Here is a 24569-nt window from a genome sequence, read left to right as displayed (position 1 = left end):
AGGCGCGGCGTGCATGGACACGCTCAGGGCGAAGCTGGCTGGATGACCTCTGACCGCAACAGGCCTCCGCAAAAGCATTTCTTGTGCTGAACACAACCGCGAAGAGGCGTGGAACCTGCGGCCGTGCGAGCCTTCGTTGACGCAACCGCCGGCTGGAAGACGGACAGGTCCAGGCAAAATTCGAGGACGGCGTGAGTCCGGGAGAGCGCACAAGGGATGCTCTATTTTATCGCGTCCAAAACATCTCTCTCTGATTGGGCGAGTCCACCCAATCGCAGGATGCTCTAGTCCCAGTCGATGTGGTGCAGGTCTTCCGCACCTTCGTAATCCTGATCCTGCTCGTATTCCCAGCCGTCATCGGTCCGCCGGCGCCAGTTCTGGCCCCGACCGACCCTGCTCCAGCTTCCATCGCGCAACAGGACGGCGTTACCGGGATTCCATTTGTGCCACCCACCCAGGCGGGCGGCGTTCGGCTTCCCGCTGATCCAGCCGACCAGCGATTGCTTGACCTTGTCTAGCATGGCCATCCGCGGACATAGCGTATGTTGCACTGCAATAAGGCAGAATGAATCATGCCTTTTTGTCGAGCAGACGACCGGTTATGTCAAGCGGAGGCGGGATTTATGGCGGTCAGGCGAAACCGAAAGCACGGCGCGCCATCAGGCAGTCGTCGTCACCGGGCATGCAGGCACGGCAGACGTCCGGCCGGATCGGGTAGATCGTGCAGGCGGTCGCGGTTCCGACAACACCACCCAGCGCCGAGCAGCGTACACCGTCGCAGCGCATGCCGCTGAGATCGGCGGCGACCAGTGCCTCGGGGATCTGATCCAGCTGCCAGTCCTCCTCCAGCGAAAAGCGCGGCCAGTCCGCCGAAAACGAACAGCAGGCACCGCAGCTTTGGCAGTCGAGAAGGGTATCGGAAGAGGCCATGCCCTTGCTTAGCGCCCGGCGGACAAGCCTTCCAGCAGAAAGGAGTGGATCGGAGAGACCTACGGCAAGTCTTGCAGCCTGCGGCGGCCTCTAGGCTTCTGGCGGCGCAAGCGGGTTGGCGAGGCCGAGATGGTGGCGCAGCTGGTCGGCCGTTCCGGAAAAGGTCGCGCCGCGCTGCTCGGCCCGAAAGCACTTCCAGAGCCCCGTCTTCTTGTCGCGTTTCCAGCCCTTCGTCGCCACCGCCGCCTCCGCGGCAGCCTCGGCCCTGGTCTTGAATGCCATTCACCTGTCCTCCAAAACGTCGTGCGCGCGGCCCGCGTCTGCTGCAGGCCTCAACGGCAGCTGCCCACGCTGTTCAAAGACCCGGCAGCTATTTGCTGCTTCGCACGTCACACTCATCAGAGCCAGCGCGCGGGTGAGCGCGCGATCCAAGCTTTTCCGGCCGAGCCGAACCGGCGAAAGCCTCTTGCGCGGACTGGCAAGGATTAAGCCGGCGCGGCGTGCCGCCATCGACGGCGAGGGCATATATAGCCGGCGATGATGGGCCTTGTTCCCGTGCGGGATATGCTACATCACCACACGGTGTCTTCGCACCATATGGTCCGCTCGAAAGACGGCAGGCGGTTCAAAGTTCAAGGCGGGTACAGTTTTCGATGACGAATGCCACCGATCGCATCTCCTCGGGCAATGACGGGCTCGATACCATCCTGAACGGCGGCCTGCCCGCGAACCGGCTTTACCTTCTCGAAGGCGCGCCTGGGGCCGGCAAGACGACGATGGCACTGAACTTCCTGTTCGAGGGTGTGCGACGCGGGGAGACGGGGCTGTATGTCACCCTGTCGGAAACCGCCGAGGAGCTCGGCGCGGTCGCCAAATCGCACGGCTGGGATCTCGATCAGCTCGAGCTTTTCGAGCTCTCCTCGGCCAGTTCGGTGCTCGGCGAAGGCCTTGCGCAGTCCATCCTGCACCCTTGGGAAATGGAGCTCGGCGGAACCATCCGCCTGATCCAGGATGAGGTGGAGAAGGTGCAGCCCAGCCGCATCGTCTTCGACAGTCTCTCCGAGATGCGTCTCCTGGCCCAGGATCCGCTCCGCTATCGGCGGCAGGTGCTGGCGCTGAAACAGTTCTTCGCCGGCCGCAAGGTGACGGTCATGCTCGTCGACGATCTCACCGGCTCGAACGGCGAGCGCGACACCCAGCTGCACAGCCTCTGCCACGGCGTCGTGACGCTGGAGCGGCAGACGCTGGAATTCGGCGCGGCCCGTCGCCGGCTGCAGGTGCAGAAGCTGCGCGGCGTCGATTTTGCCGCCGGCTATCATGACTTCGTCATCCGGAAAGGCGGCATCACGGTGTTTCCGCGGCTGATCGCATCGCACCACCAGAACACCGAGATTGGCGGCCCTGCCTCGAGTGGCGTTGCTGAACTCGACGCCTTGCTCGGCGGCGGACCGCGTTACGGCACGAGCGTCCTGATCTCGGGACCGGCAGGGGCCGGCAAGACCAACATCGCCCTGCAATATGTCGCCGCCGCCTGCGAACGCGGCGAGCCTGCGACCATCTACCAGTTCGACGAACGGGTCGGCACGCTGCTCGCCCGCAGCGCGCAGCTCGGCCTGAAGCTGCAGACCTATATCGACGACGGCCTGCTGGTGATCAAACAGGTCAACCCGGCGGAACTCTCGCCCGGCGAATTCTCCTGGCTGGTGCGCAGCGAGGTCGAGGAGCGCGGCAGCCGCATGCTGGTGATCGACAGCCTGAACGGCTATCTCGCCTCGATGCCGCAGGAAAAGCAGCTGCTCCTGCAGATGCACGAGATGTTGTCCTACCTGAACCAGCAGGGCGTGGTGACCTTCCTCATCAATCCACAGCACGGCTTGGTCGGAACCATGTCGACCGGATCCCTCAACGTTTCCTATATCGCCGACACCATCGTCCTCGTCCGCTTCTTCGAGGCTGGCGGTCGCATCCGCAAGGCGATCTCGGTGCTGAAAAACCGCAGCGGCGCGCATGAGGATACCATCCGGGAGTTGCGGATAGACCTCCACGGCGTGCGCGTCGGTGAGCCGCTGGTGGAATTCTCCGGTGTCCTGACGGGCACGCCACAGTATGTCGGTGCCGCGAACCCGCTGCTGGAAGACCGCGACATTGGGCTTTAGGACTGCGAGGGAAGGCCATCGGGTACTGATCACGGCGCCGTACGGACGGGATGCGGAAAGCGTCGCGGCCTTGCTCCGCGGTGAAGGCTACGAGGCGCAGGTCAAGCCGACCTTGCAGGATGTCGCGGCCGCGCTCGACGAGCATACCGGCGTCGTGCTCCTGACCGAGGAAGCCCTGCAGGCCGACCTCGCGTCCTTGCAGGCCATCCTCGAAGCGCAGCCGGAATGGTCGGACGTTCCGTTCGTCCTTCTCGCGGCACGGCAAGGCGGGCGGGTCCGCACAGCCGAGACACTGCGCCTGCGCCTGCCCGAGGTCGCGACCAACGTCATGGTTCTCGAGCGGCCACTCGGCTCGATCTCGCTCCTCAGTGCGGTCGCCTCCGCCATGCGCTCCCGGCAGAAGCAGTTCGAGATGCGTGACCGGATCCACGACCTGGCGGAGGAGCGTGCCCGGCTTTCGGCCTTGCTGGACAATTTGCCGGTCGGCGTGAACTTCGCCGATCCGAGCGGCCGGACCGTCCTGTCGAACCCCTCCTACCGACGCTTCCTCCCCAACGGCTCACCGACGCCGGGCGATGTCGGCGACAACCCGGAATGGCAGAGTTTCGATGCCGACGGACGGCGCCGGACGCCGGCGGATTTCGCCGGCACCCGCGCACTGCAGGGCGAGCGTGTGGAGGGCGTCGAGGCCCTCTATCGGCTGGAAAATAACCAGGAGGTCTGGACGCGGGTCAGCGGCGTGCCGCTGCGCGATGCCACCGGCAAGATCTTCGCCGCACTGACCGTCATCGTCGACGTCGACACGCAGAAGAGGGCGCAGGAGGCCCTGCAGCGCTCAAGCGAGCAGCTGGAGGCGCAGATCCTCGAACGGACGGCCGATCTCGAGGAGGCCCTCGATCATCTCCGGGCAGAAAGCGAGGAGCGCGAACGGGCCGAGACGGCGCTGCGGCAGAGCCAGAAGATGGAAGCCGTCGGCCAGCTCACCGGCGGTATCGCCCATGACTTCAACAATATGCTGGCTGGCATCGTCGGCTCGCTCGATTTGATGAAGCGGCGGCTCAGCACCGGCGAGCTGGAGCGGATCCCGAAATACATCGATGCGGCCATGACGTCCGCCCAGCGCGCCGCGGCCCTGACGGCCCGGCTGCTGGCTTTCGGGCGGCGCCAGTCGCTGGATCTCGGTCCCGTCGATGTCAACGCGGTGGTCGGCAGCCTCGACGACCTCCTGCAGCGGACGCTCGGGGAGGGGATCCAGATCTCGCTTGCCCTGTCGCCCGATCTATGGATCAGCCGGACCGACACGAACCAGCTGGAAAACGCCTTGCTGAACCTTGCCATCAATGCCCGCGACGCCATGCCGGAAGGCGGCACGCTGACCATCGAGACCGCGAATGTCGTTCTCGACGCGAAGGCCGCGCGCCAGCACGAGGGGCTGTCGCCGGGAAGATACATCGTCATCCGGGTCCGGGACACCGGCAGCGGCATGTCGGAGGGGACGCTGAAGAAGGTGTTCGAACCCTTCTTCACCACCAAGCCGATCGGGCAAGGTACAGGCCTCGGCCTCTCGATGATCTACGGCTTCGTGAAGCAGTCGGAAGGCCATGTCGACATTGCCAGCGTCGAGGGCCAGGGCACGACGATCCGGCTTTTCCTGCCCACCCAGTCGACCAGCGAGGTCGAGTCCACGGACCAGATGCCGATTGCCCCGGATGGCCGGGGCGAGACCGTGCTCGTCGTCGAAGACGAGCCGCTGGTGCGCATGCTGATCGTCGACGTCCTGGAGGAACTGAACTACACGGCGCTCGAAGCGCCGAGCGGCGACGACGCCCTGCCGATCCTGCAATCCGACCAGCGGATCGACCTGCTCGTCACCGATGTCGGCTTGCCCGGTATGAACGGCCGGCAGTTGGCCGAACTCGCACGCGGCCTGCGGCCGAAACTGAAGATCCTGTTCGTCACCGGCTATGCCGAGAAGGCAGCGGTGCGCAGCGAGTTCCTCGGCGAGAACATGGAGATCGTGACAAAACCCTTCGCCATGGAAGCCCTCGCCACGCGAATCCGAGAGATGATCGAGCGGTAAGTCGCCGTGTCCTCGGCCAAAAGAGCGACGCACGATCGCTCCTGCCGGCTTATCGGCAGGCAGGACAAAGCGAGCCTCCCGTCACCGATTGATCTTTGTCGAAACGGCCCCCGGGAGAGAGCGTTCAGCGTCTCTTGCCTTTCAGGAGACGCTGTCCTCGATCGGGGCCGAGACGATGACCCTGAGGCCAGGCTCGTTGTCGGCATAGTCGATCGTGCCCTGCAGCCTGTCGACCATCGCCTGCATCATCCGCGTTCCAAAACCCTTCTCGGTCCGGGTCAGGCCGCTTCCCTGGTCCGCGACGATCAGCAGGAAGCGGTTGCGATACTGCTCGAGCGTGATGGCGATCTGGCCTGCCCCGCCGCCATAGGCATACTTGTTGGCGTTGATCACCAGTTCCGTCAGGATCAGGCCGACGCTCACCGCCCGGTCCGAGGCGATAAGGATGGGCGCGAGATCGAAGGCCAGCTGGTCGCCGCCATCCCCGCCCATCGATTGCCGCGTATCGACGCAGAGGTCCTCGAGATAGCGTGACAAATCGACCGTCTCGACATTGTCGTCGCGGTACAGCCGCTTGTGGACGAGCGAGACCGCCAGGAGACGCCGCTGCGCTTCGTCGAGATGTCCGGTCAGGACCGGGTCCTTGATCGAGCGCGACTGCATGCTGAGGAAGGCGGAGACCAGCTGCAGGCTGTTCTGGACGCGGTGATTGACCTCCTTGACCAGGAAATCCTTCTGCTGAAGCAGCCGCTCCTTCTCAGCCAGCGTCACCGTCAGCTGGGCGTTCAGCTCCTGCAGCCGCCTGTTCTGGCGCGACTCCGCGACGGTCCCCTTGATGCGCTGCGCCGCCTCGACCTCGCCGAGAGTCCACGGACGCGCCAGTCCGCGCACCGTCTCGCTCCAGGCGTCGAACGAAGCCCGCGGGTTGAGCGCTTGCCCCGGCACCTGATCGATCGCCTTGTGCGGATTGCCGGCCCAGTTGATCACCTCGATCTGCTCGGCCCGAAACCACATGAAGACAAGCGGCGTGTCGCTCGACAAGGTGACCGTCAGCAACCCGCTCGCCGCTTCCCGGTAGGCAGCGGCCCGGGGGAAGACACGCGACAGCTGATGCGTGGCGAAAGGTTCGACCCGGGTTTCCGCCCCCAGCCATTGCGCGAGCTCGCGCACATCCTCGACAGGCGGACATGAACCGTAGAGATCGACCTTTGCGCCTTGCACGAGCGCGAAACCGTGCGCACCCAGCATGCGCTGGATGTCGCCCTGCGCCCCGGTGATGGCGTGGTCGATGGCCGTCATGCGGGCGAGCCGGAGGGTGATCACGTCCTCGGCCGACCGCAGCCGCAGCCGCTCGCGATAGGCCTCAGCCTCCTCCTTGGCGCGAACCTGCCGGGCCAGGCTGCCGGCAAGGATCCGGCAGGCGGTGCGAACATCGCAGGTGAGGTTCTTCGGCGTCTCGTTGTGGCAGGCGACAAGCCCCCACAGCAGGCCATCCTTGACGATCGACACCGAGGCGGAAGCCCCGACACCCATGTTCTTCAGGTACTGGACATGGATCGGCGAGACGCTTCGAACCGACACGTCGCTCATGTCGAGCGGAGCCCCGATCATCGTCGGGCACAGCGGCGCCGGCTGGTAGCCGACGTCCGGGATCACCCGCACATGGTTGCGCACATAGAGCGCGCGCGCTTGCTTCGGGATGTCGGAGGCGGGGAAGTGGTGGTTGAGGAAGGAATGCCGCTGGGGATCGCGCGACTCGGCGACGACCACGCCGGCATCGTCGTCGAGAAAGCGGTAGATCATCACCCGGTCGAAACCGGTGAGCTGACGGAACAGGATGGCCGCCTGGTCGCAGAGCGCAATGAGGTCGGGCGCCCGGCCAAGGCGGGCGCCGGCACTGTCGAGGAGCATCAGCACCGACGTCGCCGATGGTGGCCTGGCCGGGGCCGGCTCGAGCTCGATCAGGATCCGCGCCCCGACGCGGTGGATCGTGCCGTCGAAGGTTTCGCGCAGACCCTCAACGAGGCCGTCGACGACCTGGCCGCCGGGTGCGGACGAGACGGGAGGCAAGAGGGCCGAGATATCGCGGCCGATCAAGGTCTCCACCCGTTTGCCGCGCCAGTCGGGCGAGAGCCGACCCTCGATGTCGCCGGCGCCATGGGTCACCACGAGGCTCGCGGCGTCGACGACGAGAAGCAGGCCATGCGGCTGGATGGAGCCGGGGATATGGATAGGCTCGCGATCGCAGACGCTGAGATCGGGTCCGAGGTCGGAAGGATCGCTCGAGCTCTCGAGGCTCGCCGTCAGGTCAGTCAATCGATACCTCGTATCCCGCAATCAACGCATGTCAGGGTTGATATGTGCACGACCCAACCGACATGCCGCTCTGTTTGCCAACTAAGGCGATTTTTGGATCATAGGTCGCTATAACGCCTCGATTGGCGGCACGCCATCGGATTCCATTGCGGATCAATGTCTTCGACGCGGTATGGCGCGGCATAAGCGCGTCTCGGCGCGACGCGATCAAAGACGGCGAGGGCGGTTGAAAAGCGGACAGTCGGCGCTGACGCTTGCAACCGCGCGACGAAACCTGCGGATGGCATGTCACGCGCGGACTGGCTGTCGCCGGCGGCGGCATCGGCCGCCCTCTTCCCCGGCAGCCGATCTGGCCGAACGACGTCCGGTCTCGCCCTCCCGGCGGAAGAGGCGAGAGACTGAGGTCCGGTTAGAAAGCCATCAAATTATCACGCAGGTGCCGGTGCCCATAGGCGGTGCGCACGAGGCCCCGCTGCTGCAGCGCCGGCACGAGGCCATCGGTGATGGTCGCGACCGACCGGCGGCTGACGTCGTTCAGGGCGATCAGGAACCCGTCACCGCCGACCTCCTCCATAATCTCCTGCATCTGCGCCGCCGCGCTGTCGGGGGTGCCGACGATGTCGACGCAATAGCCGTTGTTCTGCGCGACGATCGCCTCGCGCAGCGTGTTCTTGCCCGCCCGCTGCAGGAACGAGGCAAGACTTGACTGGTGGCCGTTGGTGGTGAGTTCGCCGACCGGCTGGTCGATGTCGTAGCCGGAGAAGTCGATGTTCGTCGTCCAGCCCATACGGGCGAGCCGGATGTCGATGTTCTTCTCGGTCTCCACCGCCCGCTGGTCGGCGAACCATCGCGCCTGATCCAGCGTCTCGGCGATCACCGGGGTGACGAGGTAGAGAATCTTGCAGCTGTCGGGATCGCGGCCGAGCGCCGCCATGTCGCGCCGCACGTCCTCGCGGTACTTCTTCATGTTGGCGACGCCCCAGGGCGCGGCGACGATGGTGTCGGCATGCGTCGCCGCGAAGGTCTTGCCGGCCGACGAGCCGCCGGCCTGGGCGATCACCGGCCGGCCCTGCGGTGCGGGGCCGGAGTTCAGCGGGCCTCGGCAGCTGTAATACTGGCCTTTGAAGTCGATGGTGTGGACCTTGGCCGGGTCGATCAGCACGCCCGACTGCCGATCGGCGACAATGGCGCCCGGCTCCCATGAGTCCCAGAGCTGCTTGACGATATCGACGTATTCGTCGGCCATGACGTAGCGCACGTCGTGCTCGGGCAGGCTATCGAGGCCAAAATTCTGGCCGGAATAGTCGGAGCTGCCGGTGACGACGTTCCAGCCGGCGCGTCCCGCCGAGATCTGGTCCAGCGTGCCGACGATGCGGGCGGTGAGGTAGGGCGCGTAGGCGAAGGTCGAGAGCGTCGGCACGATGCCGAGCCGGTCGGTCACCGCCGCCATCAGCGTCGCCACCACGGACGGCTCCTGCCGCGGCACCGACATGCCGTTCTTCAGAAAGATGTCCCGCGAATTCTCCCAGTTCTGCCCGATGTAGATCGAATCCTCGATCAGCAGATAGTCGAAACAGGCCCGTTCCAGCGCGCGGGCAAGGTCCTTGAACAGATCGGCGCTCATCCAGTCCTGGCTGATATTGCCGGTCCACGGCGCCCCCCAGGCCTGGATGCTCGAGCCTTGCAGGAACCAGGCCATGTGGAACGGGGTGGGCATGAAGCTCTCCTTTCGCGTGCAAAACGACATCCGGCCCGACTCAGCGCTGACAGCCCGGCCGGCGCCATCGTTCCATGCCAAGTTTCCGATGGCGACGATTTGTTTGCACCGCAACATCCGGCCTCCCATGCCTTCGCGCCACCCATTGCCGGCAATAAACCGGCCCTCCCACCCCCAAGGCACTCGACAGCGACACCTGACCCGCAGTATTCAAAACCCGATCCCAACCGGCGCGGACTGTCCGCCGCCCGAAACGGATCCGTTTGCCGTACCAACCCGGCAAACGCGATCGTCGGCCCCGCCCGCCGATCCAGATGCCGGCTTAGCTCAGTTGGTAGAGCACCTGATTTGTAATCAGGGGGTCGCGGGTTCGAGCCCTGCAGCCGGCACCACTTCAAACCCCAGCACAGCAAGGCTTTTGGAGGACACCGAGAGGTGTCACCTCAGCCACCGTGTTGCACCCGTGATACCTCCGAGACCCCTGGCATGCGTCGGAATGCGGACACGCGAAGCCCGGCAGGTGGTCAGCTTGCGCGCGCCTTTTAGGATCAAGACTCCTTGGTCACCGCCAGAAAATGACGGTTTCGGCGAACGCGGTGGCGGAGAAGAAGGAGGTTGGACACCGATCGCAGCGGGTGGCTATTCTTCTGCGCTAGTCGGTGTTGACGACGGCCGCGTCGAGATCGTCGATCGCCGGCCGACGACACCCCGGAGGCGGAGAGGCAGGATTTGACCCGCAACCGCGCCGGAAATTGTTTTCGCACCTGTTCGACTGCGGGAAAGCGGCCATTGGCATGGTCTTCCGGGAATCAAGCGATTGCTTCAGCGCTCAGGTTTCGACATCAATCTACGAGTCCGAAGACCGGCCCGTATGCACCGTGCCATGAAACGTCGTCACGACCCAAGGTGGGTGAGTAGAGCCCCGCGCCCCGACCGCCATCCAGGAAAAGGGCGTTCGGGCAAAAGAGATGGTCCCGAAACAACCGCGCGAACGCGTGAAAGTTGACGCCTGTTTCACTGATTGCGAACCGAACGCGGCCGCCTTCGCAGACGCCGACGCCGCTGCGCCTTGTTAGATCGGATGAGTTTGGGATCAGCGCCGGATGCAGACGGTCCGCTATGACGAGCATCGGTCCAGACTGCGTCGCAAACCGAGCGTCGGGCTTCTCCCTGGTAAACGCGTCTGTTGTCAGAATGCCCGCATTTGTTCCGGAGATGAAGAAGACGCCGTTCGGCTTCTTGTAAAAATTTGGGACTTTACCTGGCGGCCCGTCGATCGTCGTGTTGTCCGTCGGCCGCAGCGTCTTGCCGTTTTCGACGTGAAGGCCGACAGGCGAGAAGTCCGTTCGATACATGCCGCCATTCATGGCAAAGGCGAGTTTGCCGCCTTCAGACTCGACGGATCGAGCAAGGTTGGCGAAGCTGCGATAGGGCGCGCCTTCACGATCCCGCCAGAACAAGCGAAGGTCGGAGGCGGCCGGGTCGATCGTGCAGACGATGTAATCCGCATCTTCGAAGCGGTCGTGCACGCATGCCTCCGCACTTGCCGCTTCCGTGCCGGCGACAGTCATTACCAGCGCCACCCACCTAAACCGCCAGCTCATTTTTTGCCGCCTCTGGCTCTCGCCACCCGGCATCGTTGTCGAATAGGCAGCTCCTGCCGGAAAGCAACGCACTGCCGGTGTCGCCTTAAGGGCGGAACGGTTCGGGGGAGCTAGTCTGGCCTCGGCGCCAGCAAGCGGCTTCTTGCCGCTCCCGTCCGTAGCCTTCTTATTATTGTCCCTCAGGCTTCTCCTCCAGAAGGAAGAGGGCGGTTTGCTCATCGGTCACGAGGGCGTTGAGGTAGCCGCCGCGCAGGCAAGCGAGAGCGATGGCGTGCTTGGACTTTCCCGCCCCGACGCCGATCGATAATTCGCGCTCACGGCAGAATTTCAGGTCGAGTCCAATTGTGCGGGCGTCGATATCGGGGTCGACAATTCGCCCCTCCGCATCGATGTAGCGGCTCAGAATATCGCCGACGGCGCCCTTGGCCTTCAGTGCGGCGGTCTCTGCCTCGGTGACGAAGCCGGACTGGACCAGCACCGATTGCGGGCTGATCGTCCCCATGCCGAAGCAGATGATCGGCGCCCGGCGTCCGAGCTCCAGCACGCTTGAAATCGTCGGATCTTCCTCGAGCGCGACGCGCGTTGCGGCATGTCCCAGTATCGCCGGAACCGGCAGCAGCGTCGCGGTTCCGTTGGCCGAGCGAGCGAACAGCTCCGCGGTATTATTGGTGCGGATCGAGGGCGAGCGGATGTTCATCGCGCCGTTCAGCAGCACCACCTCGACGCCCTCGTTCCAGAACGCTGGCAGGTGGCCGGCGACGGCGCTCATCGTGCGGCCCCAGGAGACGCCGATCAGCGGCACGCGCCCCAGACCTGCGATCATCTTCGCCGCAGCCTGGGCAACGCTGTTAAGCAGCAGGTCCTCGTCGGTCTCGCCCCCATGCGGCACGACGACGGCCTCCTTCAGGCCCCAGCGCTTCTGCAAACGGCTTTCGAGGCCGGGATGACGAAGGCCGCGCGGCACGATCTCGATGCGGACGATGCCGCTTTCGCGCGCCTCGGTCAGCAACCGGCTCGCCTGCCATCGGGTAAGGCCGAGCTCTTCGGCGAGGTCGCGCATCGTCATGTCGAGGTCGTAGTAGCGCTTTGCGACCTGGATCATCAGCAGTTCACGCTGTTCGCCCGACATCGAGCGGAACTGGACGTCGCGGTCGGGAGAGTCACTGGACATGGTGGCTGGCCTCCCTTTGCCGTGCTGCGAGGCGCCGCGACAGCGGCGCCAGAAGCTCGGTCGCTTCTAGATACTCGCCGAGGAGTTCGCCATAGGCCGCGTGCGCTACCGGATCGGGATCGATCGTCGTTGCCGGCTGCTCCACGGCCTCGGCCGCGGCGAAGAGATCTCGCACCAGCCCGGCGCCGGCCGCCGCGCAGCCGGCCGCGCCGATAATGGTGAGGTTCGCGGCCGAGGGCAGTTCGACCGATCGCCCGATCGCGTCGACCGTCGCCTTCAGCCAGTGCCGATTCTTGGCATAGCCGCCGGAGGTGACGATCCGGTCGCAGGAGACGCCGAGTTCGCCGATCCGCTTCAGCACGTTGGCCGAACCCAACGCCACCGCCTCGATGGCGGAGTGGTAGAGCGCCGCGCGGTCATGCCCGAGCGATAGGCCGAGCACAGCGCCGCGCAGGTGCGGATCGCGATAGGGGGTACGGTTGCCCATGAAGTAGTCGAGCGTCAAAAGCCCGGTGCTACCGACCCCGAGCCGGCTTGCCGCCTCGCAGAGGGCGTCGAGGCCTTCGGCATCGACGTCGAACACGTCCTTCGAGAACCAGCTGAGCACTGAGCCGGCCGATACCTGGCCGGCCTCGACCAGCCAGTGGTCGTCGACCAGCGCGTGCGGATAGGGCCCCCAGAAGCCGGTCATCGGCCGCTCGGCATCGAGCTGGAACAGGTGGACAGTCGAGGTGCCGCCGATCATCAGCAACTGCCCGGGCTTCAAAGTCCCGGCGCCGACGATGCCGATATGCGCGTCGATGCCGCCCTGCGCCAGCATCGGCCGGTTGACCAGGCCGAGATGGGCGGCAGCCGCCGCGCTCACTTCCGCGACAGGAGCGCCGACGGCGAAAATATCGGTCGGCAGCTTTTGGCCGAGATTCGGCACGCCGAGCTCGGCGAACAGGTCGTCGGGAAAGCGCCGGTTGACGCTGTCATAGTTCCATTTGCAGCTGGCATTCATCCGCGAGCCGAACCAGAGCCCGGTGAGCTGGAAGTTGACCCAGTCGAGGCACTCGCAGATCACTTCGGCCTCGGCGTAGACGGTGGGCTCGTGCCGGGCGAGCCACATCGCCTTCGGCACCAGCCATTCCGCAGCGTCCCCGCCGCCGGCATAGGCGAGAACTGGGTGGCGCGACTGGGCCGTTCGGTCGGCTTCCGCCGCGGCGCGGCAGTCCATCCACAGCAGCGCGGGACGCAGCGGCGTTCCGTCGGCCCTGGCGGCGACGACGGTTGAGGCGGTGGTCGCGGCGCAGATGCCGGCGATTTCCGGTGAGCCGAGCTCGCGCATCAGGCCGCGTGTCGCCTCGCCGAGCGCCGTCCACCAGTCGAGCGGGGACTGTTCCGCCCAGCCCGGCCGGGGATAGCGGGTGTCGTAGCGGGCCTCGCGCTCACCCAGCATCCGGCGGGCGGCGAGGTCGAACACGCCGACCCTCACGCCGCCTGTACCGAAGTCGAGGCCGAGAAGCAGACCCATGGGATTTCCTTTGAAGTGCCAGCGCCTAAGGGCGGAACATGATCTTCGAGAAGAATTCCTGCTTGCCCCTCAGCATCTCAAATGTCGCCGGCACCTGTTCCAGCGGGAGGTCGTGCGAGATCATGAACTCCCATTTGAGCTTGCCGGTGACCAGCGCGTCGAGCGTCACCGTCCACTGCTTGCCGGGGAAGGGCGCGCCGAAGGAATTCCACGAGCCGTGCAGCGAGATCTCCTGGCGCAGGAAATGCTGGAACGTCTTGTTGTCGAGCGAGACGTCGCCGACCGGGATGCCGATGAACACGACGTGTCCGCCAGGCGCCGCCATCATGACCGCGGCATTGATCGAGGTCGGGTGGCCGGCGGCCTCGATGATCAGGTCGCAGGCGAGTTCGCGGGGAACCGTGGTGCCGGCGAGGAAGGTGTGGGTGGCGCCAGCTTCGCGGGCCTGCTCCAGCTTGCGCTCGGAGACGTCGATCGCGACGACCTCGGTGCAACCCATCAGCTTCATCCACTGGATGGCGAAGAGGCCGATCGGCCCGCAGCCGATGACGCCGCCCCGGTCGCCGAGGGCCGGCGTCGGCTTGGCCTTCCAGATCGCGTGCAGGGCGATCGAGGCTGGGTCGGTCATCGCCACGGCGCGTGGGTCGGCGTCGGCGGGCGCCTTCAAAAGGTTGCCGACCGGGGCGGCGACGTATTCGGCATAGGCACCGTCCCGCCGGCTTCCGAAGTAGTCGTAGTTGCGGGCGCGCGAAAAATTGCCGGTCTGGGTCTGATCGCACTCCTCGGTCGGGATCAGCGGCGCGACGGCCACGAGTTCGCCCGGGGCAAAACCTTCCACACCGGGGCCGATCGCCTCGATGTGCCCCGAAAATTCGTGGCCGCAGATGATCGGCATCTTATGCGCGCCCTTGATCAGCATGCGCGGAATATCGGAGCCGCAGACGCCGACCGCGGCGATCTTCAAGAGCACTTCGCCGGGACCGGCGACGGGCTTTGCGACGTCCTCCATCCGGATGTCGCCGGGCGAGTACATGACGGCTGCGCGCATGGTGCGTCCTTTCAGGTGTCAGTTGGCGCGGGAAAGCCCGCTGGTATAGGCGTCGAGCGCGAGGATCGCGTCGCGGATGATGGCCGGCGAGAGCGGCGTCGCTACCCGGCCGATGATTGCGCCGGGCTTCAGCGCTGCCTCTGCGACGCGGCCGATCTCGTCCGGGCCGGCATCGGCAAGATCGAGGTCGGCAAGCGTCGTCGGTAGGCCGATCGCGCGGCAGAAGCGTGCCGTCTCCTCGATCTCGGCGAGCGGCCGGCCCTCCAGCATCAGCAGGCAGAGAGTGCCGAAGGCGACTTTCTCCCCATGGAAGAATTTTCGTGTGGCCGGCAGCACCGTCAGTCCGTCATGGATTCCGTGCGCCCCGGAGACGCCGCAGTTCTCGAAGCCAAGGCCGGAAAGCAGCGTGTTCGCTTCGATGATCGCCTCCACCGCCGGGGTCAGCAGACCGCGCTCGGCAGCGATTTTTGCCGCGACGCCGTCGCGCATCAGCACCTCGTGGCAGGCGCGGGCGATGGCGATACCGGCGATAGGGGCCGGGAGATAGGGCCGCACAAAATTCGGCGAGCGGGATTCGAGGTTGGAGCGCGCCTCGAAGAAGGTCGAGAGCGCGTCGCCCATGCCGGCGACGAGAAAACGCACCGGCGCCTTGGCGATCAGGGCGCTGTCGACGATGACGATGTCCGGGTTGCGCGGCAGCGAGATCGCCTCCTGCATCACGCCTTCGGCGTTGTAGCGCACCGCAATGGCGCTGCAGGGCGCGTCGGTGGAGGCGATGGTCGGCACGACGGCGATGCGGGCGCGGTTGCGGACTGCGGCAACCTTGGCTGTATCGGCGGTCTTGCCGCCGCCGATGCCGGCAACGACGTCCGCGCCAATCTCCGCGACCAGCGCCGTGATCCGGTCGATCTCCTCGGTGCAGCATTCGCCGCCGAAGAGCTCGATCCGGGCTTCCAGATTTGCCGCAGCCAACGAGGCGCGGATGGCCTCGCCATGCCGCTCGTCGACGATGCGGTCGATCAGGAGGAAGGGGCGCTCGCCGAGATCCCGCAAATGCTCGGCGAGACGCTCGATCTCGCCGGCGCGCTGGATATAGCGACCGGGCCCGCCATACGCACGGCCGTCTGCGGCCTGCCAGCCGATTGCCGTCGTCATGTGGAATCCTCCCGGCCGGCGCCTGATGCGCTCTCTGCCTTGATCTTACTTATCACAAATGGGATTGTGAAGTACTAATGTGAAAATTCTGGCGACTACCAGCCGCTGACGACGTAGCCGCCATCCACCGGGAGCGTCGTCGCTGTGACGAAGAGCGAGGCCGGCGAGGCGAGGAAGACCACGGTGCCGACGAGATCCTCGACCGTGCCCCAGCGCTTCAGCGCTGCCTTGCGGGCGATGGTCGGGCCGTGCTCGGCATGGGTCCACAGGTCCTTGGTCATCTCGGTCTTGTGGTAGCCGGGGGCGATGGCGTTGACGCGAATGCCGTCTGCGCCGAATCTGTGCGCCAGCGCCCGGGTCAGGCCCATGATGCCGGTCTTCGACGCGGTGTAGGCCGGCACCCGTTCGTCGGCGAGATAGCTCAGCATCGAGGCAGTGTTGATGATCGCACCCTTCGAGGCCTTGAGGTGCGGATACGCCGCCATCGACAGCCGCATGGCGCCGTTGAGATTGACGTCGATGACTTCGAGATAGGATTCTTCCTCGTATTCGGCGTCCGGCTTGACGATGCCGGCGGTGTTCACCAGGACGTTGAGTGAGGGCAGGGCGCCGACGAAGGCATCCACCGCCGCCCGGTCGCGCACGTTGAGCTCCTCGAAGCGAATGCCGGCATTGGCGGGATCGGCCTTGGCAGCCGCAAGCTTGTGCGCCGACGAGCCGGTAGCGACCACCTCGGCGCCGAGCGCCTGGAAGCCGCGGGCAATGGCCACGCCGATGCCGGTCGAGGCGCCGGAAACCAGCACGCGCTGACCGGCGAACAGATCCTGGCGGAAGGTGGCGATGATGTCTTTCATGAAAGTCTCCATGGATGGCAGACGCTGCCGGGCCGCGTCAGGCGTCGGCGAGCCGGTCGAGGTCGTCGTAGAAATTCTTTCCGGCCTGGTAGAGCCGGTCGAAGATAGGCTGCATCCGGATGTAGCGATCGCGCCAAGCCGGATCGGGCAGAGTTTCTGCCGTGTGGCGGACGAGCGCGGCGACGGCCTCGTCCGTCCCGGCGAAGCGGCCGGTGGCGACGCCCGCCATCACCGCATTGCCGATCAGGCCGCACTCCGCCTCTTCCGGCACGACGACCGGGATGCCGTATAGGCTCGCCTTGATCTTCAGCCAGAGCGCGGTCTTGGCGCCGCCGCCGGAGGCGACGACGCGCTCCAGCCGCGTTCCGGCCGCCTGCTCCATGATCGCGAGGTGCCGCGCGGCCGCGAAGGCAACGCCCTCCATCACCGAGCGGTGCAGGTGCGGCAGGCCGTGCGCGGCGCCGAGGCCAAAAAACTGGGCGCGGGCATTGCGGTGCTCGCCCAGCCGTTCGCCGGTGAGGTAGGGCACAAAGAACAACCCGTCGGCGCCGGCTGGCGCCTCGGCAGCGCGGGCGACGATCTCGTCATAGCCGAGCGTTCGCTCGTGGAAGGCGCGGCGGGCCCAACGCATGGCATCGCCGCCGCTCTCCAGCAGGACAAAGGCACCCCAGTGCCCCTCCACCGTCGCGACGTTGCAGATTTCGGGGTCGAGCAGCGGCGCCTCGGCGATGAGCGTCAGGATGCAGGAAGTGCCAGTCACGTCGGAGACGAGGCCCGGCCGGCAAACGCCTGAGCCGAGCAAGGCTACCGGATAGTCCGCACCGCCGACCAGCACCGGCGTGCCTTCCGCCAAACCTGTATCACGGGCCGCTTCGGCCGTGACGGCACCAAGGATGTCCATCGGTTCGCGAATGGGTGGCAGCAGGCCGGCATCGAGACCAAGACGGGCGATCATCGCGTTCGACCAAGCCCGGGTCGTCGGGTTCATCAGGAAGGTGCAGGATGCGTCGCCGGTATCCATCGCCCGCTCACCGGTGAGGCGAAGGTTGATGAAGTCCTTGGGCATCAGCACGGTCTCTGCCGCGCGGAAGGCATCGGGGTCGTTGTCGCGCAGCCATTGCAGCTTGAAGCCGGGCCAAGCGGGCGTCGGCGGATTGCCGCTTTCGGCGAGATAGTGGGCGGGCGAGAGGCTGCGCTCGAAGTCGGCAACGTAGCCGGCGGTGCGCTTGTCGTTCCAGAGCGGCACGGTGGCGCGCGTCGGCTGGTCATTGCCGTCCACCAGCACGGTGCCGTGCATCTGGCCGCAGGCGGCGACGGCCGCGATCCGGTCGCGCGCCCCCTCGACCGCGTCCAGTACAGCGCGCACGGTGCTGACGACGCCGGTCCACCAGTCCTCAGCCCGCTGCTCGGCCCAGCCGAATTGCGGAACGATTTGCTCGTGCTCGCGGGCGGCAACATTCAGAATTCTGCCGTTCGTGTCGACGAGGGCGGAGCGGATGCTGCCGGTGCCGACGTCGATCGACAGAGTGAGATCGCGCGCCATGCCGTCAGTGCTTCAGCTGGCCGGTACCGTACTGCAGCAGCATGGCGACGACGATGATGACGCCCATGTAGACCTGCTGGTGGTAGCCCGGCACGCTGGCGAGATTCATGATGTTGGCGATGATGCCCATGACCAGCGCGCCGAGCAGCGTGTTGATCACGCCGCCGCGTCCGCCCATCAGGCTGGCGCCGCCGATCACCACCGCGGCGATGACGTTGAGCTCGGCGCCCATGCCAACCTGAGCCGAGCCGACGCCGGTGCGGCTGGACGAGATGATGCCCGCAATGGCAGCGAGCGCGCCGGAGATGATGTAGACCGAGAGGATATAGCGCGGCACCGCGATGCCGGAGAGCCGCACCGCCTCCTCGTTCGAACCGATCGCCTTGATGATGCGGCCGAAGCGCGTGTAGTTCAGCACCACGCCACCGATCAGGAATACCGCGAACATCAGCCAGACCGGCAGCGGCAGCCCGGCAACGAAGCCCGAGCCGAAATCCGAGAAGGCCGAGCCTTCCGCCCCGAGCGGAATAGGCCGGCCCTCCGAGATGATCAGCGACAGACCGCGGGCGATCGCGAGCATCGCCAGCGACATCACGAAGGACGGCAGCTTGAGGTAGGCGACGAAGAAGCCCGTAACCAGGCCGCAGGCGGCGCCGCAGAGGATCACCAGCGCGATGGTCGAGACCGTGCCGAAGCCGGAGAAATGGATGAAATAGGCGGTGAGCACGCTGCCGAGCGCAGCGATCGATCCGACCGAGAGGTCGATGCCGCGCGTCAGGATCACGAACAGCATGCCGACCGCCATGATGCCGGCGCCCGATGCGACCTGGCGCAGCACGTTGAGGATATTGATGCGTGTCAGAAAGCTGTCTGACCAAAAGCTGGCGACGATCACCAGCACGACGAAGATAGCGACGGTCGCAAAATGCTGCAGGACATTGGCGACATCGAACCGGGCGTTTTTGGGCTTGGAAGTGTCTGTGACCGTCGTCATTCTGCTTCACCGTCTTGAAGGGGGATGCCGGGCCGGACCATGGCCATCGATAGAAGGTTTTCCTCGCTGTAGCGGACCGGCAGCAGCTCGCCGCGCAGTTCGCCTTCGCCCATTACGAGGACGCGGTCGCACAAGCCGAACAGTTCCTGATGCTCGGAGGAAATGACGAGCACCGCCTTGCCTGCCTCGGCCAGCTTATTCACCAGCGCGTAGATCTCGGTCTTGGCGCCGACGTCGACGCCGCGCGTCGGCTCGTCGAGGATGATGACGTCGCCCTCGGCGTGAAACCACTTAGCGAGCACCACCTTCTGCTGGTTGCCGCCGGAGAGGCTGGAGACCGGGGCGTCGACGCTGGAGGCCTTCAGCCTGAGACTCGAGCCGAGATCCGCGACCAGGCGCTTCTCGGTTGGCCGGCGCAGGAACCCCAGCGCATTCACCACCGAGGACATCCGCGCCATGGTGACGTTGACCCGGATTGGCGTGTCGAGAATGACGCCCTGGTGCTTGCGGTCCTCGGGAACGAGGCCGATGCCGGCCTTCACCGCATCGCGCGGCGACCGGAATTTCACTAGCTTGCCGCGCAACAAAATCTGGCCGCTGTCGAGCGGATCGGCGCCGAAGATGAGCCGCGCCACTTCGGTGCGGCCGGAGCCGACGAGTCCGCCGAGCCCGACCACCTCGCCCGCGCGCACCTTGAAGCCGACCCCGCGCACCTTGCGGCCGGCCTGGAGGTCGCGGACCTCGAGCAACTCGGCGCCGATGCCCGCATTCTGGCGCGGCGGAAACATCGCCGCCAGCGGACGCCCGACCATCATCCGGATGATCTCTTCGATCGTCACGTCAGCCGCGTTGACCGTGCCGACGTTCTGGCCGTCCTTCATCACGGTCATCCGGTCGGAGATGCGCATCACCTCGTCAAGACGGTGGGAGATGTAGACGACCCCGACGCCGCTGGCGCGGAGGTCGGCGATGATCCGGTGCAGTCGCTCGGCGTCCTGGGTGGAGAGCACCGCCGTCGGCTCGTCGAACACGATGATCTTGATTTCGCCGGCAAGCGCCTTTGCGATCTCGACCACCTGCTGATGAGCAACTGCAAGGTTGCCGACGGTCTGGCCGGGATCGATGTCGAAGCCGAGCCGGTCGAGCAGCGCACCGGCGCGCCGTCGCAGCTTGCGCCAGGAAATGACGCCCGGCAGTTCGCCTAGGAAGATGTTTTCCGCCACCGTCAGATCCGGTGCCAGCGCCAGTTCCTGGTGGATAACCGCGATGCCGCGCGCACGGGCGGCTTTTGGGTCGCGGAATTCGACGGTTTCGCCTGAAATGGTGACGGTGCCGGAGGTCGGCAGCATCTCGCCGCCGAGGACGCGCATCAGGGTCGATTTTCCCGCGCCATTTTCGCCGAGCAGGGAATGAACCTCTCCGGCCTCTACTGCGAAATCGACCCCGCGCAGCGCGTGAACGCCGCCGAAGGATTTTGTGATGGCCGAAAGCCTTGCGAGTTCTGTCATGACGCTCCCGGACGATAGGATGGGCGGCGGCGGACAATAGTGCCGCCGCCGCTGTTCAGACTGTCCGGTTGGATCAGAACACCGCGTCGGCGCGGTAGTACTTCTCGACGTTCTCCTGGGTGATGACGGCAGGCTCGGTCAGCGTCAGCTTCGGGGTCTCAGCCGAAAGCTCGCCCTTTACCGCCTTGAGGCCGATGTCGACCGCGGTGCGGGCGACGAGGTCGGGATCGTTGAGGCCGGTGGCGCCGTACTTGCCGTCCTTGATCAGGGCCAGTGCTTCCTTCTGGCCGTCAGCGGCCGCGAGCACGAGCGCGTCGGTCTTACCGACGCCTTCCAGCGCCTTGATGCCGCCGAGCGCCATCGAGTCGTTCTCGGCGAGCACGACGTTGACGTCCGGATGCGCGGTGAGGATGTCCTCCATGGCCTTCAGGCCACCTTCCTGCTCCCAGCCGCCCCAGCCTTGGGCGACAACTTCGAAGCCGGCGGTACCCGCGCCGACGAGCTGGCCCTCGACCAGGCCGCGGAACACGCCGAGCCGGCGATCGCGACCAACCTCGTTGCCCTGGGCGCCGGAAAGGAGGGCGATCTTCATCGGCGTGCCCGCCATTTTTTTGGCGAGCCACTGGCCGACGAGAAATCCATTCTGGTCATTGGAGGAGCGGACCTGGGTGACGACGTTGGCATTGGTGTTGATGGAGGAATCCATCACCACGACCTTCACGCCGGCAGCGGTGGCGGCATTCGCGGCGGCAACAAGGCCCTCGGGATCACGCGGGTTGAGGATCAGGAGGTTGATGCCCTTGGCGACCATGTCCTCGACGTCGGAGACCTGCTTGCCCATGTCGTTCTGGCCATCGGCGGTCGAGACCTCGCAGCCGGCCTTCTTGGCCTGGTCGACGGCGGCAGCTTCCTGCGCGGCAAAATAGGGCGCGCTGAGCGTGTACATGGCGATGCCGACCTTACAGTCCGCAGCATGGGCGCTGCCAAGCGACCCGGCCACGAGCGCGACCGCCATCATGCAACCCGACAGGGAAATCTTCTTCATGCGTTCCTCCTCAGCACCAGCCGTGTCTCCGGCCCTTCGTGTAGCATAAGTACAAGATCGAGCCTCGGTCAAGCACTGCTCGTTTCACAAAAATGACTGCCGTGTTCATAAGTGAATTTATTGCAGAGCACTTGGGAGTCAGTCGCGCATTGCTGCGCCGCAATGCAGCGAATTTGGGCCGCCTGACGTTCACACCTTGCCTGCCAGATTTAGGGAATGTAGCAATGCTACAAGGTCTGCTGGCAGGCAGAACTCGATCGAAGGACCTATTCATGACCATGCGCGAACCCGGCATCTTCACCGTCGACATCGCCAAGGGCGAACTGTCAGGCGCTGGAAACCGCTACCGGAAGACCCTCGGCGATCTCGCCGGTCTCTACCAGGATAAGGCCGCTTACGACCGCCTCGTCGCCGAGCTTGGCGCCGAAGCGGTGATGTACGAAGTCACCGACCACAAGCCGTCCACGGATGCCGGCGACATGATCATCGGCGTCACCCGGATGCTTCCCGGCAAGGTCGGCAACGAGTATTTCCTTACCCGCGGCCATATCCACGCCCGGGCCGACCGGCCGGAAATGTATTATGGCGAGAGCGGCCACGGCCTGATGCTCCTGGAGTCGCCGGCCGGCGAAATCCGCATCGTCGAGATGCGCGCCCGCACCCTCTGCTACGTCCCGCCCTACTGGATTCACCGCTCGGTCAACGTCGGCAGCGACGCGCTGGTGATGACCTTCGCCTATCCCGCCGACAGTGGTCAGGACTACGCGATCATCGAGAAGGCGGGCGGCATGCGCAGCCGGATCGTCGACGACGGCGCGGGCGGCTGGAAAGAGGTCGCGAATGCCGATTATCGCGAACGCCCGGCAGACCTCGTCGCCGCCATCTTTGCCCAGCCGACCTGACCGCGCCGGCGACGAAACAGAACAGCGAGACCCGTGCATGCCGCTTTACGAACCTGCCACACAACCGACCTTTTACTTCGTCGGCGTCACCACGACGAAGAGTTCGATCATGCGGGTCTTTCCGGCCTGGGCAGAATTTCTCGGGCTGAGAAATGCCGTTATCGAGGGCATCGACTTTCCGCTCCATGCCGACCCCGCCGCCTATCGCGAGGCCGTCGCCTTCATCAAGCGCGACCCGCTGTCGCTCGGCGCGCTGGTGACGACGCACAAGCTCGACCTCTTCAATGCCTGCCGCGATCTCTTCGACGAGATCGACCCGCATGCCGCGCTGATGCACGAGACCAGCTGCCTGTCGAAGCGTGGCGGAAAACTCGTTTGCCATGCCAAGGACCCGATTACCTCCGGCCTCGCACTCGACGGATTTTTGCGGCCACGACATTTTGAGAGGACCGGCGGGGCGCTGTTCTCCATCGGTGTCGGCGGCTCGACCATCGCGCTGACCTGGCACATGCTGCAGGCCAGCCGCGGCGCCGACCGCCCGTCGCGGATCATCGTCTCCGACCGCAGCGAGGCGCGTCTTGCCGACATCCGCCGCATCCATTCGGAAATCGGCGCCGATATCCCGGTCGACTACGTCCTTGCGGCGACGGCTGCCGACAACGACGCGGTGGTCGCGGGCCTACCCGCTGGCTCGCTGGTCATCAATGCCACCGGCCTCGGCAAGGATGCGCCGGGCTCACCGTTGACCGACGCCGCGGTGTTTCCACAGGACGGCGTCGTCTGGGAGCTCAACTATCGCGGTGAGCTCGTCTTCCTCGATCAAGCCCGGCGGCAGGCTGAAGCCCGAAAGCTTCAAATTGAAGACGGCTGGACCTATTTCATCTACGGCTGGACCCAAGTCATCGCCGAGGTGTTCGACATCGCGATACCGTCGAGCGGCCCGCGCTTCGATAAGATTTCCGCCATTGCGGCGCAGGCGTCGCAAGGCTAGGCGACGGGTCGAACGTTGAGGGTAGGGCGGTTGCCGGCATCCCGCCGACCGAGGAGAGGGTGTTCTTGCTAAAAGACGATACGGTCCGTACCGACGGGCGCAACATCCTCGAAGTCCTGCGCACGACCCTCGACGGACTGCGGAAATCCGAGCGCAAGGTAGCCGACCTCGTGCTGGCCGATCCGCACCGCATTCTCGGCGCGACGCTCGCCGATGCGGCGGCGGCGGCCGGCGTCAGCCAGCCGACGGTCATCCGATTCTGCACGGCGATCGGATGCACTGGATTCCAGGAGTTCCGACTGCGGCTCGCCCATGGCCTGGCGCTTGGCACCCCGGCGACGCATTCGGTGCTGCTGAAGACCGATTCGCCCGAGGCGGTGGTCGAGAAAATCTTCGACTACACCATCACCAGCCTCGACTGGGCGCGCACCCATCTCGACAAAGCCGAGTTGGTCAAGGCGATCGAGATCCTTGAGGCGGCGCGATCGATCGAGTTCTTCGGCTTTGGCGCTTCGGGCGTCGTGGCGCGCGACGCGCAGCAGAAATTCCCGTTGTTCGGCGTGCCCTGCGGGGCGCAGCTGGACTCGCACCAGCAGATCATGTCGGCCTCGGTGATGCGGGAAGGTGATGTCGCCGTCGTCATCTCCAACACTGGACGCACCCGCTCGCTGGTCGAGGTGGCGGACGCGGCGCGGGAGGGTGGCGCGAAGGTGATCGCGATCACCGGCTCGCCGGCGCTGCTCGCAGACCATTGCGACGTGACGCTGGTGGTAGAGACGCTCGACAACACTGACAGCTACACGCCGACCATCTCGCGCATTGCCGCCCTCGTCGTCATCGACATCCTCTCGACCGCCGTGGCGCTGCGGCGCACGGACGATTTCATCGGCAGGTTCGAGACGATGAAGCGCCGCCTGAACGGACTTCGTATCGACCCAGCAGGGGGCTGAGGGAGACCGCGGCGATGAAGCGGCCCGACAGTGTTCGTGGACCGCTCGCCGACGCCATCATTTGGCCGACCTGCCGTCACGACCGGCAC

20 protein-coding genes and 1 tRNA gene are annotated in these 24569 nt (G+C 65.5%); 6 read left to right on the top strand and 15 right to left on the bottom strand.

Going from position 1 to position 24569, the window contains the following annotated elements:
* Nucleotides 1–284: 284 nt before the first annotated feature.
* The 3 genes from ACZL02_RS06375 to ACZL02_RS06365 form a co-directional block, all read right to left on the bottom strand.
* Nucleotides 285–521: a hypothetical protein gene (locus ACZL02_RS06375; protein WP_472937764.1), complete on the bottom strand. Its 237-nt coding sequence runs from the start codon at nt 519–521 to the stop codon at nt 285–287.
* A gap of 109 nt (nt 522–630) precedes the next feature.
* The gene (locus tag ACZL02_RS06370; protein WP_472937763.1) at nt 631–930 is read right to left on the bottom strand and encodes a YkgJ family cysteine cluster protein; all 300 of its coding nucleotides are present in this window, start codon (nt 928–930) and stop codon (nt 631–633) included.
* 90 nt (nt 931–1020) lie between these two features.
* The gene (locus tag ACZL02_RS06365; protein WP_472937762.1) at nt 1021–1212 is read right to left on the bottom strand and encodes a hypothetical protein; all 192 of its coding nucleotides are present in this window, start codon (nt 1210–1212) and stop codon (nt 1021–1023) included.
* Between the two features lie 371 nt (nt 1213–1583).
* Here ACZL02_RS06365 and ACZL02_RS06360 point away from each other — a divergent pair, with 371 nt between their 5' ends.
* On the top strand, nt 1584–3086 hold the full coding sequence (locus ACZL02_RS06360; protein ID WP_472937761.1) for an ATPase domain-containing protein: 1503 nt from the start codon (nt 1584–1586) through the stop codon (nt 3084–3086).
* A 70-nt stretch (nt 3087–3156) separates the two neighbouring features.
* Nucleotides 3157–5166: an ATP-binding protein gene (locus tag ACZL02_RS06355; protein ID WP_472937760.1), complete on the top strand. Its 2010-nt coding sequence runs from the start codon at nt 3157–3159 to the stop codon at nt 5164–5166.
* Between the two features lie 141 nt (nt 5167–5307).
* Here ACZL02_RS06355 and ACZL02_RS06350 read toward each other — a convergent pair whose 3' ends face one another.
* Together ACZL02_RS06350 and ACZL02_RS06345 are read right to left on the bottom strand one after the other, a co-directional pair.
* Nucleotides 5308–7482 carry a histidine kinase dimerization/phosphoacceptor domain -containing protein gene (locus ACZL02_RS06350; protein ID WP_472937759.1) on the bottom strand — a complete coding sequence of 725 codons (2175 nt, stop codon included), beginning with the start codon at nt 7480–7482 and terminating at the stop codon, nt 5308–5310.
* A gap of 409 nt (nt 7483–7891) precedes the next feature.
* Nucleotides 7892–9199, bottom strand: coding sequence for an NtaA/DmoA family FMN-dependent monooxygenase (locus ACZL02_RS06345; protein ID WP_472937758.1), 1308 nt, complete (start codon nt 9197–9199; stop codon nt 7892–7894).
* Between the two features lie 316 nt (nt 9200–9515).
* Here ACZL02_RS06345 and ACZL02_RS06340 point away from each other — a divergent pair.
* A tRNA-Thr gene (locus ACZL02_RS06340) sits at nt 9516–9591 on the top strand.
* Nucleotides 9592–10041: 450 nt separating this feature from the next.
* Here ACZL02_RS06340 and ACZL02_RS06335 read toward each other — a convergent pair.
* The 10 genes from ACZL02_RS06335 to ACZL02_RS06290 all read right to left on the bottom strand — a co-directional run bounded on the left by ACZL02_RS06335 (nt 10042) and on the right by ACZL02_RS06290 (nt 21637).
* A complete protein-coding gene (locus tag ACZL02_RS06335) occupies nt 10042–10803 on the bottom strand; it encodes a phosphodiester glycosidase family protein (protein WP_472937757.1) in 762 nt (253 codons plus the stop codon).
* 169 nt (nt 10804–10972) lie between these two features.
* On the bottom strand, nt 10973–11974 hold the full coding sequence (locus ACZL02_RS06330; protein WP_472937756.1) for a sugar-binding transcriptional regulator: 1002 nt from the start codon (nt 11972–11974) through the stop codon (nt 10973–10975).
* On the bottom strand, nt 11964–13490 hold the full coding sequence (locus tag ACZL02_RS06325; protein WP_472937755.1) for an FGGY-family carbohydrate kinase: 1527 nt from the start codon (nt 13488–13490) through the stop codon (nt 11964–11966). The genes ACZL02_RS06330 and ACZL02_RS06325 overlap by 11 nt, the downstream gene beginning before the upstream one ends.
* Before the next feature lie 25 nt (nt 13491–13515).
* Nucleotides 13516–14538 carry a galactitol-1-phosphate 5-dehydrogenase gene (locus ACZL02_RS06320; protein WP_472937754.1) on the bottom strand — a complete coding sequence of 341 codons (1023 nt, stop codon included), beginning with the start codon at nt 14536–14538 and terminating at the stop codon, nt 13516–13518.
* Between the two features lie 18 nt (nt 14539–14556).
* Nucleotides 14557–15693: a glycerol dehydrogenase gene (locus ACZL02_RS06315; protein WP_472937753.1), complete on the bottom strand. Its 1137-nt coding sequence runs from the start codon at nt 15691–15693 to the stop codon at nt 14557–14559.
* 95 nt (nt 15694–15788) lie between these two features.
* Nucleotides 15789–16547 (bottom strand): SDR family NAD(P)-dependent oxidoreductase, encoded by a 759-nt coding sequence (locus tag ACZL02_RS06310; RefSeq protein ID WP_472937752.1) that lies wholly within the window; start codon nt 16545–16547, stop codon nt 15789–15791.
* 37 nt (nt 16548–16584) lie between these two features.
* On the bottom strand, nt 16585–18090 hold the full coding sequence (locus tag ACZL02_RS06305; RefSeq protein ID WP_472937751.1) for a xylulokinase: 1506 nt from the start codon (nt 18088–18090) through the stop codon (nt 16585–16587).
* Between the two features lie 4 nt (nt 18091–18094).
* Nucleotides 18095–19084 (bottom strand): ABC transporter permease, encoded by a 990-nt coding sequence (locus ACZL02_RS06300; RefSeq protein ID WP_472937750.1) that lies wholly within the window; start codon nt 19082–19084, stop codon nt 18095–18097.
* Entirely contained in the window at nt 19081–20592 is a 1512-nt protein-coding gene (locus tag ACZL02_RS06295; protein WP_472937749.1) for a sugar ABC transporter ATP-binding protein, read from the bottom strand. Before ACZL02_RS06295 ends, ACZL02_RS06300 begins: the two co-directional genes overlap by 4 nt.
* Before the next feature lie 73 nt (nt 20593–20665).
* Complete coding sequence (locus ACZL02_RS06290; protein WP_472937748.1) at nt 20666–21637, bottom strand: substrate-binding domain-containing protein; 972 nt, start codon at nt 21635–21637, stop codon at nt 20666–20668.
* Nucleotides 21638–21909: 272 nt separating this feature from the next.
* On the opposite strand from ACZL02_RS06290, the gene ACZL02_RS06285 reads away from it, so the two are divergent.
* The 3 genes from ACZL02_RS06285 (at nt 21910) to ACZL02_RS06275 (ending at nt 24480) form a co-directional block, all read left to right on the top strand.
* Nucleotides 21910–22539 (top strand): glucose-6-phosphate isomerase, encoded by a 630-nt coding sequence (locus tag ACZL02_RS06285; protein ID WP_472937747.1) that lies wholly within the window; start codon nt 21910–21912, stop codon nt 22537–22539.
* Nucleotides 22540–22576: 37 nt separating this feature from the next.
* Entirely contained in the window at nt 22577–23530 is a 954-nt protein-coding gene (locus ACZL02_RS06280) for a shikimate dehydrogenase family protein (protein ID WP_472937746.1), read from the top strand.
* A gap of 65 nt (nt 23531–23595) precedes the next feature.
* A complete protein-coding gene (locus ACZL02_RS06275) occupies nt 23596–24480 on the top strand; it encodes an SIS domain-containing protein (protein WP_472937745.1) in 885 nt (294 codons plus the stop codon).
* Nucleotides 24481–24569 lie beyond the last annotated feature (89 nt).

The sequence above is a fragment of the Mesocryomonas fontinalis genome (genome assembly GCF_055730125.2).
This window is presented reverse-complemented; position numbering and strand designations above follow the sequence as displayed.

Excerpts from the sequence above, each read along its gene's own strand:
- ACZL02_RS06315 (WP_472937753.1), bottom strand. The coding sequence starts at position 15,693 with ATGACGACGGCAATCGGCTGGCAGGCCGCAGACGGCCGTGCGTATGGC.
- ACZL02_RS06295 (WP_472937749.1), bottom strand. The coding sequence starts at position 20,592 with ATGACAGAACTCGCAAGGCTTTCGGCCATCACAAAATCCTTCGGCGGC.
- ACZL02_RS06305 (WP_472937751.1), bottom strand. The coding sequence starts at position 18,090 with ATGGCGCGCGATCTCACTCTGTCGATCGACGTCGGCACCGGCAGCATC.
- ACZL02_RS06285 (WP_472937747.1), top strand. The coding sequence starts at position 21,910 with ATGACCATGCGCGAACCCGGCATCTTCACCGTCGACATCGCCAAGGGC.
- ACZL02_RS06370 (WP_472937763.1), bottom strand. The coding sequence starts at position 930 with ATGGCCTCTTCCGATACCCTTCTCGACTGCCAAAGCTGCGGTGCCTGC.
- ACZL02_RS06365 (WP_472937762.1), bottom strand. The coding sequence starts at position 1,212 with ATGGCATTCAAGACCAGGGCCGAGGCTGCCGCGGAGGCGGCGGTGGCG.
- ACZL02_RS06330 (WP_472937756.1), bottom strand. The coding sequence starts at position 11,974 with ATGTCCAGTGACTCTCCCGACCGCGACGTCCAGTTCCGCTCGATGTCG.
- ACZL02_RS06300 (WP_472937750.1), bottom strand. The coding sequence starts at position 19,084 with ATGACGACGGTCACAGACACTTCCAAGCCCAAAAACGCCCGGTTCGAT.
- ACZL02_RS06375 (WP_472937764.1), bottom strand. The coding sequence starts at position 521 with ATGCTAGACAAGGTCAAGCAATCGCTGGTCGGCTGGATCAGCGGGAAG.
- ACZL02_RS06335 (WP_472937757.1), bottom strand. The coding sequence starts at position 10,803 with ATGAGCTGGCGGTTTAGGTGGGTGGCGCTGGTAATGACTGTCGCCGGC.
- ACZL02_RS06280 (WP_472937746.1), top strand. The coding sequence starts at position 22,577 with ATGCCGCTTTACGAACCTGCCACACAACCGACCTTTTACTTCGTCGGC.
- ACZL02_RS06310 (WP_472937752.1), bottom strand. The coding sequence starts at position 16,547 with ATGAAAGACATCATCGCCACCTTCCGCCAGGATCTGTTCGCCGGTCAG.
- ACZL02_RS06360 (WP_472937761.1), top strand. The coding sequence starts at position 1,584 with ATGACGAATGCCACCGATCGCATCTCCTCGGGCAATGACGGGCTCGAT.
- ACZL02_RS06345 (WP_472937758.1), bottom strand. The coding sequence starts at position 9,199 with ATGCCCACCCCGTTCCACATGGCCTGGTTCCTGCAAGGCTCGAGCATC.
- ACZL02_RS06290 (WP_472937748.1), bottom strand. The coding sequence starts at position 21,637 with ATGAAGAAGATTTCCCTGTCGGGTTGCATGATGGCGGTCGCGCTCGTG.
- ACZL02_RS06320 (WP_472937754.1), bottom strand. The coding sequence starts at position 14,538 with ATGCGCGCAGCCGTCATGTACTCGCCCGGCGACATCCGGATGGAGGAC.
- ACZL02_RS06325 (WP_472937755.1), bottom strand. The coding sequence starts at position 13,490 with ATGGGTCTGCTTCTCGGCCTCGACTTCGGTACAGGCGGCGTGAGGGTC.